Below are 15,578 nucleotides of genomic sequence, written 5' to 3'. Positions count from 1 at the left end.
CGCCAGCGAATATTTAGCTTACAGGTTCCAGTTCGCGGCGATATTGCCCCGGCGTTCGCCCGGTCCAGCGTTTGAACGCTCGCTGAAACGCGCTTTGATCCGCGAACCCGAGAAAGAACGTAATTTCCGACAGGTCCAGACGCTTATCGCTGATTTGCCTGAGCGCCAACTCCCGGCGCGTGTCGTCGAGAATCTGCTGATAGTTGCATCCCTCTTCCTGTAGCCGACGTTGCAGCGCCCTTTCAGAAAGCTCCAATGTCTGCGCCGTTTTCTTCAGACTGATATCGCCGGCCTGCAGCAGATCCGTCAGCGCAGCTTTCACTTTATCCCTGAAGTCCGCCTCCGGGTTGAGCTGCAAGAGCAGGCGGTCCGCGTATTCGTCCAGCAACACCAGCATGGCGGGGTCATGTTGGCGTAAGGGCAGATCCAGATAGGCGGCGGGAAAGCGCACTTCAATGCTGTCGCAGGAGAATTGCAGGGGGCAACGGAAAAGACGCTCGTGCTCCTGAATATCCTGTGGGCGCGAATGTTGAAAGCGGATGAGCGCAGGGGACACATCCGCGCCGGTAATCCAGCGGGCGAATGTGGTCCAGCTGGCGATATTCTCTTCCGCGATATGCCGCGACAGGTCTGGCGAACAACTGTCCCAACTTAGAATGACTTCATCGCCGGCGAGCCGGTAAGTGGTATGTCCGACATCACATACCAGTCGTTCGTAGCGCTCATGTCTTACGATTGCTTCTCGCAGGGTTTTACAGTTCATGACGCTGAGTCCGAGGACGCCGTACTGCCCAGGTTTGATCTGTTCGCCGACATGCAGCCCGATATTTTTGTCATTTAGCAAAGCGCCGGCGGCTTCCAGCATGGCCCCGAATAATCGGGTCGGCAGGCGTTGTTGTGGTTCGCCAATGGCCGCTTCGGAAATCTGGAAAGGCTTTAGAAATAAAGACGCATCCTGTCGTTTCAGAATGAGATAATCTACCAGGCCGCGGAGATAGGCGGCGGAAATCTGACTGTCTCGAATAATCATGGCGCGTCTTTGAGCTGCTTGTTGGAACGAGTTTGTGTTTTTATACGGTCACGGGCGAACTTATTCTAACCAACCTTCGCCCGTGAAGCGCAAATATGAATTATGAATGACGGCCCTATACAATTACCGCCGATTCTGTTTTAAATAAGCCGCCGCTCGTCACTAATCAACCACCCATACTGGAAAGTTGTAATTCGTGTCCTGGAATCAAGAACAAATTATCGCCATGGCGCCGGATAGCGCCTCAGTCAAAGCCGCACAGAAACTCACCAACACAAGTAAGTGGCCGTTATTGGAATATAACGATGAAGCCATTTGGGGACACTGTCAGGGAAGCGGATCGAAGCCTTATCTGTCCCGTATCGACCTGTCCGGTCCTGCATTCAAATGCTCCTGTCCGAGCCGTAAGTTTCCCTGTAAGCACGGGCTTGCGCTCTTTCTCCTGTATGCCCAGCAACAGAATGGCTTTACTCGCCAGCAAGACGCGCCCGATTGGGTCGCTGAATGGCTGGATAGCCGCGCCGACCGGGAACAGAAGAAAGTCGAGCGCGCCCAGAACAAGAAGCCGGTTGACGCCGCCGCGCAGGAAAAACGTAAAGAGCAGCGCGAGCAAAAAGTCAGTCGCGGGGTGGAAGAACTCACGCTCTGGGCTGAAGACGTAGCTCGTACCGGGTTGGCGGACTTGCAGAACAAGAATTACCAGTACTGGAAAAATCTGGAGTCGCGCATGGTGGATGCGCAGGCGCCGGGCTTGGCCAATCATGTGCGCCAGATGGCCTCTCTGGCTATTACCGGCGATCGCATGTCAGAGCTGGCGGCGTCGCTGAGCCGTTTGTATCTGCTGTTAAACGCCTACGGCAGAATGGAGCAATTGGCGGATGATCTGCAGGCGGACATCCGTACGCAAATAGGCTGGCCATGGAGCCAGGACGAGCTGTTGGCCACGCCTCCGGTGGAAGACGTCTGGCTGGCGTTGTCGCACAGTCAGACCCAGGAAGAGCGGCTGGTGATGCAGGTGATCCATCTGGTGGGACTGGACAGCGGGCGGATGGCCAAAGTGGTTAATTTCGCGCATGAAACGCAACGCGCCAGCCTGGTGATGGGATGGCGCGGCGGTCAGCTGATTCGGGGCAACGCTCACTTTTATCCCTCCGGTTCACCGTTGCGGGCGATATTTGCGGACGCTGCGACCCTGTCGCCGGAGCATGTCGGCGATACGCCGGCGACTCCAGCCGGAATAAGCCTGGACGCGATGTTCAACCAGTATGAGCAATTGCTCGCGCGGAATCCCTGGGTAGGTCCTTACCCCTTTATCGTCGACGCAGTCATTCCCTGGCGGCAGGATGACGCATTCTGGCTGGTTGACGCTGACGGTAAAGCCGTCCCGCTGGCCGAGCGCGCAGGGGATCTTTGGAAACTGCTGGCCGTCAGTGGCGGCCACCCGGTGCGCGTCGTAGGCGAGTGGTGCGGGGATCGTTTCAATCCCCTCGGCGTATGGGCCGAACACCAGTATTTCGATGTTACCTCGCGTCAGGCGCTCGCTGCTTAAGCGACGCCTGAGCCGTCGGATCTATTCAGAAATTATCATGTAGGTCAGGAATCATCATGCAGGAATGGAACGATAGCGTTAAGCGCCTGATATTGGGCTGCGACGCCCAGGATGCGCCCTGGACCGCGCCATCAGCGGAGTTGGGCGCGGCGCTGGATAAAATGGCCGCAGAGCCGGCGGAACGTCGCCTGCTGAAGGCCGCCGTTATGTTCAACTTTACGCGTTTGGTGGGACAGTCTCATCAGCGCGCTTTAGCGGTGGCGCCGGCTCAGAGTGACAGCGTTGAGCAATGCAGCGAACGTGCGGAAGAATTACTACGCGCCGCCTTGCGCGCCAAAGATACGCGTTTGCTGGCGGAGTATCTGACTACGCTGGCCGACGCCGGACGGGTGTCGCCTCCGGCGGCGTTGGCGGATCTGTTTGACGCGGCGCTTAACCAGCCGCGATTGCAGGTCAGTCTGCGCCACGTCATGGGTGAGCGCGGGCGCTGGCTATGCGGGCTCAATCTCAAGTGGGAGGCGTTGCGCAGCGACGCTCCCGCATCGGAGGAACTAGCTCACCTCAGCGGCGTGGCCCGAGTGGATGCGTTCCGTCGTCTGCGTGAGGCGGACCCGGCCGCAGCGCTGAATCAGTTGAGTGCGATTTGGAAAGATGAGCCCGCCAAGGAACGCGCCGCGTTACTGGAAGTGATGAAAGTCGGTCTGAACCCCAGCGACACTGTATTTCTGGCCGCCTGCGTTGATGATCGCAGCCTGCCTGTGCGATATCAGGCGACGCGGTTTTTAGCGCAGTTGGGCGATGCGTCCGTGTTGACGCCGTTACGGGAGTGGCTCGCCAGTTCTTTGCAGCTAAAGAAAGCTTTGCTGAAGAAGTCCCAACTGAACATCGAGCCTCCCAAGGAATTTGATAAAGCCTGGGAGAAGTGGGGCGTTAAAGAAGATCTGACGCATTTGCCCAACCGCACCAAGGTGGGCAAACGGGCGGGCTGGTTCTATCAAGTGCTGGCTTTGCTGCCCCCGCGTGTCAGCGCTGAGATTTTGCAAACGTCTTTAGAACAGACCATTGATCTGTATCGTCGCAGCGACTACGCGGAGGCGGCGCTGCTGGCCTTGTCCGAAGGCGCTATGTTGCACGGCGACGTGACTTATTTTGAAACGCTGTTTCCTGCGCTGACGGAAGTTGAACGTACCGAATATCTGGGTGGGTTGGCCGCCGGTTTCGCCGCCGAAAAGATCGAGCCGCTGATATTGCCCGCGCTGCAGGCGGCGATGAAGAAGGACAGCCAGTTCTGGCTGCCGGTGCTGTATCAGCTCAAAGCCTTCTCCCGTCTGACGCCCAAATTATCCGAAGCCATCGCAGAGATGATTCGCGCCAAGATCCTCGAAGGTGAGAGTTGGTATTACGACGCTCACCAGACTATTGATCAACTGGCTTACCAGTTCTCGTTGACGTCTTACGAAAAAATTCGCTCCCTGCTGGAGCCCCTGCAAGACGATCGAACCAACCCTTTGCTGGCGGTGTACAAGAACCGCGTTGATTTCCATAAGGAGCTACAGTCATGACCGAACAAGCCATTTTAAGACAGCACGCGGAGCAACTGTTCCAGCAGGAACTGGAGGCATTGCGTGAAGTGGACAAGCGTCAGCGCCCTGCTAACTGGGCGCTGTCCCCTTGGGCGGTCTGCACTTATTTGATGGGTGGCAAGCTGGATAACGGTTTTGAAGTAACGCCCAAGTACATCGGTTCGCGCAGGCTGATGGAAATCGCGGTGGCGACGCTGACTACCGATCGCGCGCTGCTGCTTTACGGTGTGCCCGGTACGGCCAAATCCTGGGTGTCCGAGCATCTGGCGGCGGCGGTGTCGGGCGACTCCACGCTGGTCGTGCAGGGCACCGCCGGCACCAGCGAAGAAGCCATGCGTTACGGCTGGAACTATGCGCAACTGTTGGCTCATGGCCCCAGCCGGGACGCACTGGTGGAATCGCCGCTGATGCGCGCCATGTCTCAAGGCAAGATCTGCCGTATCGAGGAATTGACGCGAATTCCGTCCGACGTGCAGGACACGCTCATCACAGTCCTGTCGGAAAAACACCTGCCTATCGCTGAGCTCAATGACGAAGTGCAGGCGGTGCGCGGCTTCAACGTTATCGCCACCGCCAATAACCGCGACCGTGGCGTCAACGAACTGTCCAGCGCCCTCAAGCGTCGCTTCAACACGGTGATTCTGCCTACGCCCGCCACCATCGAAGAAGAAGTGAGCATCGTCTCCAAACGCGTCAGTGATATGGGGCGCGCGCTGGAGTTGCCGGTGGAGGTCAACGCTATTGCGGAAATCCAGCGCGTGGTGACCATCTTCCGCGAACTGCGTGAAGGCAAAACCCTGGATGGCAAGGAAAAACTGAAGTCCCCCAGCGCTACGCTCAGCACTGCTGAAGCCATTTCTGTCATGAACAGCGGCATGAGTCTGGCCCATCACTTTGGCGACGGAAAGCTATCGGCTTCGGATCTCGCATCAGGTTTGATTGGAGCCGTGGTGAAAGATCCTGTGCAGGATGCAGTGGTTTGGCGTGAGTATCTGGAAACCGTGGTGAAAGAGCGCGACGGTTGGAAAGACGTATATCGCGCCTGTCGCGAACTGAGCTGAAACATCCGGTCTGACGAACGCGCGCCTTAGGCAATCGCTGCTATTTGCGGCGGGGCCATGACGGTTTGAAGGCGTGCGCCAATAAAGGGCGACAAGCGAAGCATGCTTATCAACGACAAGATTTTATACCTCGGTATCCGCCATCACGGGCCGGGCTCCACCGCCAGCATGCTGAAGGCGCTGGCGGATTTCCAGCCGGAGATTCTGCTGGTGGAGGGACCGCAGGAAGCGGAACCATTGTTGGAGCACCTGCACAATGATCAGTTGCAACCGCCGGTGGCGCAATTGATATACGCCAGCGATGACTATCGCGACAGCGTGTTTTATCCATTCACGGAATTTTCGCCGGAATGGCAGGCCATGCAGTTTGCGCGACGCAACAATCTGCCGCTGCGTTTTATAGACCTGCCGCAAATCCACAGTCTGGCGTTGGCGCGACAAGCTCGACAGGAAGCCGCGGCGGCTGTGGAAGCGGCCGAGCGGGAGATGGCGCAGGAACAGAACGCAGAAGCGTTGGATAAAAGTCCAGCGAGCCAGAATGAGACGGAAACTGATGCGCCTGCGGCGGAAGAGCTGACCGACGAGAATGTCTGCTCTGAACTAGACAGTGAGCCCAGTATTGATTCATTGGCCCTCAGCGGCGATCCCCTCGACGCGTTGGCGGCGGCGGCCGGTTTTTCCGATGGCGAGCGCTGGTGGGAGCATGTGGTGGAGCAGCACAGCCAGGGCGCTGAAGTGTTCGCTGCGATTGCGGACGCCATGGGCGCCTTGCGCGCGGAAGCCTCCGCACAGAAGCTTAGTGACCGGGAAGCGCGGCGTGAGGCCTGGATGCGCTCAATGGTGCGCAAAGCGGAGAAAGAGGGCTTTCAGCGCATTGCGGTTATTTGCGGCGCCTGGCACGTCCCGGCGCTGGTGAAAAAAGTTGCGATCAAAGACGACAACGCCCTGATCAAAGGCTTGCCCAAAATCAAGTTGAGCGCAACATGGATTCCCTGGACCTATGACCGGATCAGCTATCGCAGCGGTTATGGCGCAGGGGTGGACGCCCCAGGATGGTATGAGCATATCTGGCGCTACGCGGTGCGTAGCAGTGAAAACGGTGAGCCAGTGCGCGACGGTATTTCCGCTTCCTGGCTGACGCGGGCGGCGCGGGAGTTACGGGAGCAAGGTTTTGACGTAGCGCCCTCCAGCGTCATCGAAGCGGTGCGCATGGCGGATACGCTGGCGGCGTTGCGGGAAAAACCGCAGCCCAGCCTGGATGAGATGAATGAAACCATTCAGACCCTGTTTTGTTTCGGCGACGCCGCTCCTCTGACGTTATTGCAACGCAAGTTGCTGGTCGGCGACCGCATTGGAACCGTGCCGGAAAACCTGCCCAAGACGCCGCTGCAGGCGGACTTGCAGGCGCAACAGAAATCTCTGCGTCTGAAAGTCTCAACGGTGGAGGAGGACCTGGAGCTGGATCTGCGTAAGGACAACGGCAAGCTGCGCTCCGCTTTGTTCCATCGACTGAACCTGCTGGGGGTGAAGTGGGCGCGTCTGGTCAGCGATCGCAGCGGCAAAGGCACGTTCAAGGAGATCTGGCGTCTGCAGTGGCGGCCGGAGTTTGAACTCAACCTGATCGAACAAAGTCCGTGGGGCAATAACATCGCCACCGCCGCCATGGGATACGCATTGGAGCAGCTGCGCAACGCCAGCAAGTTAAGCGATATCACCGCCTGGGTGGATCGACTGCTGCTGGCGGATCTGCCAGACGCCATACAGGATGCGATTATCTTCCTGCAACAGCAGGCCGCCACGGTCAATGATGTGGATCAGTTAATGGCGGCGCTGCCGCGACTGGTGAACATCGTGCGTTACGGCGACGTGCGCGGCGCGGATACCTCAATATTGCATCATGTCATCGAAGGCTTCTGCGCCCGCATCAATATCGGACTGGTGTATCAGTGCCGCAATGTGGATGAGGACGCCGCCAAGGCGCACGCCAAGCTGATCGCAGACGTTTCGGACGCTCTCAAGCTCTATGCGGATGCAGAGCGTCTCACTGAGTGGTGGCGAGAGCTGTCTCGTCTGGCGCGGCAAACCGAAGTGAATGGCGTGATTCTGGGACGCTGTTACCGATTGCTGCTGGGGGCGGATCAGATCAGTGGCGAAGACGCTGCGAATGCACTGTCCTTTGCGCTGTCTGCGGCGGAGGAACCTTCTCACGCAGCGGCCTGGATCGAAGGGTTGCTGGAAGGCTCCGGGTTGCTGTTGATTCACGATGACCGTTTGTGGACTGTGCTGGACGCCTATTTATGCGCCCTGCCGGAAGAACGCTTCATGCTGTTGCTGCCGTTACTGCGGCGGACTTTCTCCAGCTTCGCCGATGGCGAGCGGGCCAACCTGAAACGCAAATCTCGCTCTGCTACGGCGACCGCCGCGGGGATTATTGCTGATCCTGATTTTGACTACACCAGGGTGAACGCCATGTTGCCTTTGCTGGAAACCCTGCTTGGCCTTGGGGCTAACAACGATACGGAGAACTCATCCTCATGACTCTGCTTTCCGAACGAGAAAGACGCTGGCGGTTGTTGCTCGGCGGCGATAATCAGGACAACGCGTCGATGAGCGCTGAGGATATGCAGCTGGATCAGATTCTCAACGCGCTGTATGGCTCTGATGATGAGCGCGGCGCGGATTTATCCTCCTCCGCGCCGAAGGTTGCGCGTTGGCTGGGAGATATTCGCGAGCGTTTCCCCAGCTCTGTTGTGCGGGTAATGCAGAAAGACGCTTTCGAGCGTCTGAATCTGGAGCGCATGTTGTTGGAGCCGGAGATGCTGGAAGCGGTGCAGCCGGATATCCATCTGGTGGCCAACCTTATGTCGCTGGGGCATCTGATTCCCGAGCGCTCCAAGGAAACTGCGCGGCAAGTGGTGCGCAAGATAGTCGAAGAGTTGATGCGCAAGTTGCAGAGCAATACTGAGCAAGCCATTCGCGGCAGCCTCAATCGCGCCATGCGCAAGCAACGTCCGCGTCACGCGGATATCGACTGGGCGCGCACCATTCGTGCGAATCTCAAGCACTATCAGCCGGAATATCGCACTATCGTGCCGGAACGTTTGATCGGATACGGCCGTAAACAGCCGAGCGCGCTGAAAGAAGTGATGCTGTGCGTGGACCAGTCAGGCTCCATGGCGTCGAGCGTGATCTACGCCAGTATTTTTGCGGCGGTGATGGCGTCCATTTCTGCATTGAAAACCCAGCTGGTGGTGTTCGACACCGCTGTGGTGGATCTGACGGAAAAACTGCAGGACCCGGTGGACGTCTTATTCGGCGTGCAACTGGGGGGCGGCACGGATATCAACAAAGCCGTCACCTATTGCCAGCAGCAAATCACCAAGCCGCAGGACACCTCGTTCATTCTGATCACGGACCTGTATGAAGGCGGCGACCAGAAGCAACTGGTGCAGCGCGTGGCGGAGCTGAAGCACGCCGGCGTTAACGTCATCACTTTGCTGGCGCTCAATGATGACGGCGCGCCGTACTTTGATAAACGTCTGGCGCAACAGTTCGCCAGTCTGGATGTCCCCACTTTCGCCTGTACGCCGGACCAGTTCCCGGATCTGATGGCGGTGGCTCTTGGCGGCGGCTCGGTCGCGGACTGGACGGCGAGTCAGGATATTGTGATGGAGCGGCAAGGGTAGCGCGCCCTTGCCGCGCGCTGCGCTCATCCAGTGCAGGCCATCACAACTTCTTGCTGTCGTCTCATGTCAATAATCCCGGCGTGAAACATCTATAATCAAACTGTCTCCGCAACAGAAAATGTCCACACTGGCGCAGGCCGGTTATGTATGGACTTAACGGAGTGTTCGGATGCAGTTTGAACTTCAATATTTGCTACTTGCGTTAGCGCCCGTATTTCTCGGCTTTATCGCCTGGGAAGCCTGGTATCTGCGAAGCAGAGGCGCACGCTTTCCGACCGCGCGCTATACCTGGCCGGATACGCTCAGCAACGCTGCGTTGGCGCTAATGCATGAGGGTTCCGAGGCGGTAGCCGCCATCGTGCTGATTTATGTTTACGATGCGGTTTTCTCGATACGCCTGTTTGATATTCCCGCTACCTGGTGGAGTTTCATCCTGTTGTTTGTGCTGCAGGATTTTTGTTACTACTGGTTTCACCGCGGAAGTCATCGCATTCGCTGGATGTGGGCGTCCCATGTGGTGCACCATTCTTCGGAATCGCTTAATCTCTCCACTGCGTTTCGGCAGAGTCTGACTTATCCTGTTTCCGGTATGTGGCTGTTCTGGCTGCCGGTAATACTGGTTGGGTTTACGCCACAGCAAGCCGTAACAATGGTGATGCTGAGTCTGGCGTTTCAGTTCTTTATTCATACCCAGGTGGTGAAGCGACTCGGCTGGCTGGAGGCAATTTTTAACACTCCTTCCCATCACCGCGTACACCATGCGCGCAATCCGGAGTATATCGACAAGAACTTCGCCGGCATTCTGATTATCTGGGACAAACTGTTCGGCACTTTTGTCGCGGAAAAAGATGAGTTGCCTTGCGAGTATGGAGTGGTGAAGCCGGTGCGCAGCCATAATCCGCTCTTGCTAACGTTTCATGAATGGCGGGATATGTGGCGTGACGCCTTTATGCCCGGACTTTCTCTGGGGAACAGATTAAGGGCGCTGTTCGGTCCGCCGGAGGCTGCGTCATCTGATGCGCAATCAGAGAGTCAGACTAAAACGCCGATGAACGCAGCCTCGACCTGAACGCATACTTTTTCGACTCCCTGTCCCTGAATCCACTATAGTTAAAGGACACACAGGCGACGTCCGCTATGCGTCGTAAAGAGTATGGGAATCAGAGGGTTGTAGCATGTTTGAAGCAGTGGAGCTGGGGCGCAAGCTGGACAAGAAGGACTACAAGAAGCAGGCCGCGTATTACAGGGACAAGCTGTTGTTCGCGCAGTTCGCCCTGGTCAATGCGGGCGTGCCTGTGTACATCTTGCTGGAAGGCGTCGACAACACATGCAAAGGTGAAGTCGTCAACCTGCTGAATCAATGGCTGGATACACGGGGGCTTGAGGTTACCGGCTTTGGTCCCAAAACGGATGAAGAGGCGGAACGGCCCCGTTTCTGGCGTTATTGGCGCACCTTTCCCGCCCGTGGACGCGTTGGCTTGTTCTATGGCTCCTGGTATACCGGGGAGTTGATCAAACGCTCCTTGGAAAAGCAAAGCAAGGTCGACTTCGACAGCCATATGCTGCGCATTAATCGTCTTGAAAGCATGCTGGCTCAGGACGGCGCGCTGATTCTGAAGTTCTGGCTGCACACCTCCAAGGCGTATCAGAAGCGCAAGTTTAAAGAACTGAAAAAGGATAAACACGGCCGTTGGCAGGTGTCGGAACTGGACGAGGCGCTGCACGAACGGTATTCCGATTACATCAAGGCCGCCGAACGCGCGGTGCGCCTGACCGACCAGCCTGAAACCCCATGGATCGTGGTGGAGTCCGAGGATGACTACTTCCGCAATATCATGGTGGCGAAAACGATTCTGCAGGCGTTGGAAAAGCGTCTGGCTGAGGAGAAGGAAGAGGTTGCAACAGTCAAGGCCGCCTCCAGCAAAAAGCCTCCCGGCGACTTTCCGACGGAAACTGTACTGAACCAGATCGACCTCTCTGCAGATCTGTCGCGGGAGGAGTACGAAGAGCGACTGGCGCTGGCGCAGACGCGGCTGAACAGTCTGAGCTGGCGCGCTTATCACCAGGGCGTCTCTACGGTCTTGTTGTTCGAAGGTTGGGATGCCGCGGGGAAGGGCGGCGCTATCCGGCGCATTATGGAGGCGGTCGATGCGCGCATCGCCAGAGTCATATCCATCGCCGCGCCGACGGATGAGGAGAAAGCGCATCACTATCTTTGGCGTTTCTGGCGGCATGTGCCGCGGGCGGGGCGCGCCACCCTCTATGATCGTAGCTGGTACGGGCGGGTGCTGGTCGAGCGTGTGGAAGGATTCGCCAGCGTAGACGAATGGCGTCGCGCTTATTCTGAGATTAATGATTTTGAAGAGCAGCTTTGCGATCACGGTAACGTGCTGCTGAAGTTCTGGCTACATATCGATCAGGAAGAGCAGCTAAGACGGTTTGAAGAGCGTAAGGCGACGCCTCGTAAGCGCTACAAAATCACGGATGAGGACTGGCGCAATAGAGAAAAATGGCCGGCTTATGAGCAGGCGGCTCACGAGATGATCATGCGCACCAGTACGGACTATGCGCCCTGGACGCTGGTTCCGGCCAACAGCAAACGACATGCCCGAGTAACTGTGCTTGAGACGTTGTGCGACAGGTTGGAGAAAGCGTTGCAGGAAAAGCGCGGGTAGCCAGGGCGGTCTGCGCCCTGACTCCTTCGATGATGACTCATTCCAGCCTAGATCGCCGGCGCGGGTGCGCTGGCTTCACGCTGAAACGTCGGCTCTGCGTCCCGCAGGAAGTCGGCGATGAGAGGGCAAACCTCCACGCCCTTGTCCTCGGGCAGGAAATGGCCAGCGTCATCGAAAGTCACCGCAGTGTGGTGATTGAGCAGCTGCATCCAGGTGCGCAACTCCCTCTCCTGAAAGGCGAAGTCTTTCATCCCCCATAATAACAACGCAGGAATGTTGGCGATGTTGGCGCGCTTTTCCCAGAGCTCTTCCAGCCACTCGTCCGCTTTGATGATCTGCTTGGGAAACACCCAGCAGCCTTTGCGCTCCGCAGGGTTTTTCAGCGGCTCCGAATAGTGTTTGTAGACATCTGCGCTCAGCTTTTGCTGCACCGCCTGCTTGAGCAAGACGCTGACGAAAACATTGAAGCGCTTGATCATAAAGCGCCCGAACAGTCCTCCCATCAAGGCGCTGAAGGTCTCATATTTGACGTCGCCGTGCGCGGACCACATCCAGGTGTTCATAATCACCAGCCGGCGCACGTTATGAGGGTTGTTCAGGGCGTAGGAAAGGCCGATTGGGCCGCCCCAGTCCTGCACCACCAGCGTGACGTCCTGCAGGTTCAGCCGCTCAATTAGCGTTTCCAGGTTTTTGGCGTGATCTTGCGGCAGATAAGACCAGTTGCGAGGCTTGTCGGATAAGCCGAAGCCGATATGATCCGGGACAATACAGCGATACTGTCCGGACAAGCCTTTGATCATGTTGCGATACAGAAAGGACCAGGTGGGATTGCCATGCAGCATGACAATAGGCTTGCCCTGACCTTCGTCGACGTAATGCATACGTCCCGGTCCGAGCTCAATATAGTGCGATGCGAAAGGGTATTCCTCTCTATTTATCCATTGATCGTCCATGGCGGCTCCATTTTTTCGGATTTCAGCCTGATTAAAGGAGTAATCTTCTTGAAAGCTATAGGATTAATAGTTATACGTACGGCGCTTATCCATCAGGTGAACAACTGCGCGCTTCACGGAAACTCCTTGTCGCCGGGAAGTCTGTGGGAGTGATGGAAAGCCTTTCTACTTTAAATGAGACCGCTGCTTGCGACCAGAGGAAAATTGCCGGGAAGGCGATGCCGAGGCGGGTGAGCAGTGGTCTGCGCGTGTCGATCTGGTGCGGTGAAAAATGATAGAGCGGAGTTTGGAAATAAAAGCGTCTCCCGAGATGCTGTTTGACCTCAGCCAGGACTACAGTCAACGCATGGCATGGGACCCGTTTCCAGAATCTTATCGTTTTTTAAATGGGAACCAGCCTGCAAAGGGATTGCAGCTTGAAATCGTAGCGAAAAACGGTTTCTCCATGACCGTGGAGTATGTTTCTTATAAACGACCATCCGTTGTCGCGATAAAAATGATGCGAGGTCCCTGGGCGTTCGCCAAATTCGCCGGCTCCTGGACATTTCAGCAAATATCCCCTGACAGCAGTAAAGTGACCTTCAAATATAACATCACTGGCGCGCCATCATGGTTGCGTTATATTGTGACGCCAGTAATTAACTTTGTATTTGGTCGTAGCGCTGAACGTAGACTGTCCGCGCTTAAACATTATGCTGAAGCTATCCAGTAATAATTCAAACAAATTAATCTTCCAAAGGACTAATATGTTAAGTGGTTTTTTTAAGCGCCGTGCGCTGAATAAATACTTGCGGGTGCTCCCGTCTGCGTTGCGTAAGGATTATGGCGGTGGACCTCAATATACAGTTGGACAGATTATGACAGCGATTTCTAAATACGGCTTGTCTGGCAAGTATACTCATTACGCCGTCGCGCTGTTTGCCGTTCAGGAAAATATTGAGGCGGCTTTCACAGAGCACTTTCCAGAATTGGAGTACGAGAGAGTTCGGAAAGAGTTGGCGGACAGGTTTTTCGCTGGCGATTTAGACTTTAAAGTGAATATCAGAAGGCTCTCCTCAGCTGGAAATGCCCCAGGAGGTACGCCCACCTGTGGCGGATCGGATTAAAAGCGTACGGGAAGTTTAATGAACAAAATCCACAATATGATATTGGCGCTCCTGATTGCCTTATCCATTCTATATGCGCAGTCTCAAGTATATTTGAATCTGCAGGGTTTCGATGTTTCTAACTCGACAGATATGTTATGGAGTTTTGTATTTGCAGCTTTAATCGCTCTTTGGGTATCGAAGAAGCGAAAGAGACAATTGTTTAAAGCGTCATTTGGGTTTCACGCCTTCATGCTTTTCTTATAGCTGGTTACTTTGCCTTACTATCTAATTAAAACTTGGGGCGGCATCGGTATCGTTCAGTATTTCGGGTCTCTTGGGATGAAGCTGCTTTCTTTTTTCTTGGACTGGCGGTTTACCTTTATTAAAAAAAACAGGAATCAACTTGAAGGTGTTGTGTGAGATGGGGCTTTGTGGGGCCTACATTAATGGACGCTGAACAGGGTTAAACTATAAGGTTTGCCTGCCAAGTTAACATTTGTTTAGAATGCAGGACGTGAGATTTGGTCGTTAAATTTTCCTCTCTCACTTATCCTTTAATTCAATGTGGATGAATTCCAAAATTTCCAGAGATATCAATATGAAAATCCAAACTTTGGCATGTAGTCTTCTTACGCTTTCCGTTTCTTTAGTCGGTTGCGGTGGTGGAGGCGGCGGTGGCTCCAGCAGTAATCAGCCAGCCAACACTCTGGTTATCAATGAAGATAACGCGCCGGCAGTGGCTGCGATTGTTGTGGCTTCCGATTTTACTGGAGGGATTGAAAGCGGATTCGATGGCGCTGCGGCAGTGTCCGCTATCCCTGAGCAAAAGAAATATTTTGAAGCGCTGGAGGCGGGACGGTCCGCCAATGCGACGGAGAGGTTTAACGAGACGTTCGCCTGCGACGTCAGCGGCACGTTGAATCTTGATATCACAGGTTCCTCTAATGATGGCGGCGATACGGTCAACTTTTCTGGTAAGTTCGGCTTCAATAACTGCTCCAATGATGGAGACTTTTTTATTAACGGTGTGTTGTCTACGTCTGGAAACCTATACGGAGGTGGCGACAGAGGCAATGTAAATATGGGTGGAAGCGTGAGTCTGAGAGAGGCGTCTTCCAGCAAAAGTGTTACTATCGGCGGCTTAAGTTTGAAAATGGACTTGGAATATGACGAGTATAGCTATACCCAGTCTTATTATGTGACGGGCTCTTTGGTTGAAGGCAATACTTTCAGTGTCATGACCAGTCGAAAAGTCACTGGCTATATAGGAGCTGCGCCCACCGACGGCGTATTGACAGTAAATGGCGCTGAAGGCTCCAGTATGACGATTGAGTTCGATTCAGGCGGCGCTGGTGTGTGGGTGAATGAAAACGACCATGGCAGGAGCTATTACAGCTACGAGGACCTGGATACGTTGAGTGAGGATTGATCTTCGGTCGAATTTCTTTTTGTAAACTTCTTGGACTTGAATTTTAGATGCATCAAAACCGACAAGCACTGGCGTTAGGATCTCTGATATTTTTGGCTGTCGCATTTGTGGCGTTCATTCTTCTGGCGTTATGGGGATGGCCAAAGTACAAAATCTACAAAATGGAGGCGGACGGATTAGCCGCGCTGCGGGAAGCGGAATGGACCAAGAAGATTCTGATAGAAGAAGCCAAAGCCAAGGAACAGGCGTCGCTTTTGCAGGCGAAAGCTCAAGTCACGTTGGCCGAAGCGGAAGGCAGGGCGACGATTGCGCGCGCCAAAGCCGAAGGGCAGGCGGATATTGAAAGAGCCAAAGCCGCCGCCGAAGCCAACAAAATAATCGGCGCGTCACTGAAAGACAATGAAGCCTATCTGCGCTACGTCTGGATTAAAGGCTTGCAGGACGGGAATGGCGAACGGATTTATATTCCCACTGAAGCCGGGCTGCCGATACTGGAAGCCGGTAAGGCCAAGTAGGGGCGCCGC

At 55.4% G+C, this 15,578-nt stretch carries 13 protein-coding genes; 11 read left to right on the top strand and 2 right to left on the bottom strand.

Features of this window, described 5'->3' with window-relative positions; translation table 11 throughout:
* Positions 1–13 precede the first annotated feature (13 nt).
* On the bottom strand, positions 14–1,030 hold the full coding sequence (locus EUZ85_RS26680) for an AraC family transcriptional regulator (protein ID WP_127973176.1): 1,017 nt from the start codon (positions 1,028–1,030) through the stop codon (positions 14–16).
* Between the two features lie 196 nt (positions 1,031–1,226).
* On the opposite strand from EUZ85_RS26680, the gene EUZ85_RS26675 reads away from it, so the two are divergent.
* From EUZ85_RS26675 to pap, 7 genes are all read left to right on the top strand, one after another.
* Positions 1,227–2,579 (top strand): SWIM zinc finger domain-containing protein, encoded by a 1,353-nt coding sequence (locus tag EUZ85_RS26675; protein WP_127973175.1) that lies wholly within the window; start codon positions 1,227–1,229, stop codon positions 2,577–2,579.
* A gap of 56 nt (positions 2,580–2,635) precedes the next feature.
* Positions 2,636–4,141: a DUF5691 domain-containing protein gene (locus tag EUZ85_RS26670; protein ID WP_127973174.1), complete on the top strand. Its 1,506-nt coding sequence runs from the start codon at positions 2,636–2,638 to the stop codon at positions 4,139–4,141.
* The gene (locus EUZ85_RS26665) at positions 4,138–5,223 is read left to right on the top strand and encodes an AAA family ATPase (protein WP_127973173.1); all 1,086 of its coding nucleotides are present in this window, start codon (positions 4,138–4,140) and stop codon (positions 5,221–5,223) included. The genes EUZ85_RS26670 and EUZ85_RS26665 overlap by 4 nt, the downstream gene beginning before the upstream one ends.
* Before the next feature lie 102 nt (positions 5,224–5,325).
* Entirely contained in the window at positions 5,326–7,761 is a 2,436-nt protein-coding gene (locus tag EUZ85_RS26660; RefSeq protein WP_127973172.1) for a DUF5682 family protein, read from the top strand.
* The gene (locus EUZ85_RS26655; protein WP_127973171.1) at positions 7,758–8,909 is read left to right on the top strand and encodes a VWA domain-containing protein; all 1,152 of its coding nucleotides are present in this window, start codon (positions 7,758–7,760) and stop codon (positions 8,907–8,909) included. Before EUZ85_RS26660 ends, EUZ85_RS26655 begins: the two co-directional genes overlap by 4 nt.
* A gap of 169 nt (positions 8,910–9,078) precedes the next feature.
* Positions 9,079–9,978: a sterol desaturase family protein gene (locus EUZ85_RS26650; protein ID WP_127973170.1), complete on the top strand. Its 900-nt coding sequence runs from the start codon at positions 9,079–9,081 to the stop codon at positions 9,976–9,978.
* Between the two features lie 106 nt (positions 9,979–10,084).
* Positions 10,085–11,584, top strand: a complete 1,500-nt coding sequence (gene pap, locus EUZ85_RS26645) for a polyphosphate:AMP phosphotransferase (protein ID WP_127973169.1) — start codon at positions 10,085–10,087, stop codon at positions 11,582–11,584.
* Between the two features lie 47 nt (positions 11,585–11,631).
* Here pap and EUZ85_RS26640 read toward each other — a convergent pair whose 3' ends face one another.
* Positions 11,632–12,537, bottom strand: a complete 906-nt coding sequence (locus EUZ85_RS26640; protein WP_127973168.1) for an alpha/beta fold hydrolase — start codon at positions 12,535–12,537, stop codon at positions 11,632–11,634.
* Positions 12,538–12,823: 286 nt separating this feature from the next.
* Between EUZ85_RS26640 and EUZ85_RS26635 the strand changes: the two genes are divergently transcribed.
* From EUZ85_RS26635 to EUZ85_RS26620, 4 genes are all read left to right on the top strand, one after another.
* Positions 12,824–13,249, top strand: coding sequence for a type II toxin-antitoxin system RatA family toxin (locus EUZ85_RS26635; protein ID WP_164887369.1), 426 nt, complete (start codon positions 12,824–12,826; stop codon positions 13,247–13,249).
* Between the two features lie 34 nt (positions 13,250–13,283).
* On the top strand, positions 13,284–13,643 hold the full coding sequence (locus tag EUZ85_RS26630; protein ID WP_127973166.1) for a DUF6559 family protein: 360 nt from the start codon (positions 13,284–13,286) through the stop codon (positions 13,641–13,643).
* 580 nt (positions 13,644–14,223) lie between these two features.
* Positions 14,224–15,054: a hypothetical protein gene (locus EUZ85_RS26625; RefSeq protein ID WP_127973165.1), complete on the top strand. Its 831-nt coding sequence runs from the start codon at positions 14,224–14,226 to the stop codon at positions 15,052–15,054.
* A gap of 92 nt (positions 15,055–15,146) precedes the next feature.
* Positions 15,147–15,569: a hypothetical protein gene (locus tag EUZ85_RS26620; protein WP_241566873.1), complete on the top strand. Its 423-nt coding sequence runs from the start codon at positions 15,147–15,149 to the stop codon at positions 15,567–15,569.
* Positions 15,570–15,578: the final 9 nt, after the last annotated feature.

Source organism: Hahella sp. KA22, from assembly GCF_004135205.1.
GTDB lineage: Bacteria > Pseudomonadota > Gammaproteobacteria > Pseudomonadales > Oleiphilaceae > Hahella.
The sequence above is the reverse complement of the archived record's forward strand: the minus strand, read 5'-3'. Positions and strand labels throughout refer to the sequence as shown.

Excerpts from the sequence above, each read along its gene's own strand:
- EUZ85_RS26680 (WP_127973176.1), bottom strand. The coding sequence starts at position 1,030 with ATGATTATTCGAGACAGTCAGATTTCCGCCGCCTATCTCCGCGGCCTG.
- EUZ85_RS26670 (WP_127973174.1), top strand. The coding sequence starts at position 2,636 with ATGCAGGAATGGAACGATAGCGTTAAGCGCCTGATATTGGGCTGCGAC.
- EUZ85_RS26665 (WP_127973173.1), top strand. The coding sequence starts at position 4,138 with ATGACCGAACAAGCCATTTTAAGACAGCACGCGGAGCAACTGTTCCAG.
- EUZ85_RS26660 (WP_127973172.1), top strand. The coding sequence starts at position 5,326 with ATGCTTATCAACGACAAGATTTTATACCTCGGTATCCGCCATCACGGG.
- EUZ85_RS26655 (WP_127973171.1), top strand. The coding sequence starts at position 7,758 with ATGACTCTGCTTTCCGAACGAGAAAGACGCTGGCGGTTGTTGCTCGGC.
- EUZ85_RS26650 (WP_127973170.1), top strand. The coding sequence starts at position 9,079 with ATGCAGTTTGAACTTCAATATTTGCTACTTGCGTTAGCGCCCGTATTT.
- pap (WP_127973169.1), top strand. The coding sequence starts at position 10,085 with ATGTTTGAAGCAGTGGAGCTGGGGCGCAAGCTGGACAAGAAGGACTAC.
- EUZ85_RS26640 (WP_127973168.1), bottom strand. The coding sequence starts at position 12,537 with ATGGACGATCAATGGATAAATAGAGAGGAATACCCTTTCGCATCGCAC.
- EUZ85_RS26630 (WP_127973166.1), top strand. The coding sequence starts at position 13,284 with ATGTTAAGTGGTTTTTTTAAGCGCCGTGCGCTGAATAAATACTTGCGG.
- EUZ85_RS26625 (WP_127973165.1), top strand. The coding sequence starts at position 14,224 with ATGAAAATCCAAACTTTGGCATGTAGTCTTCTTACGCTTTCCGTTTCT.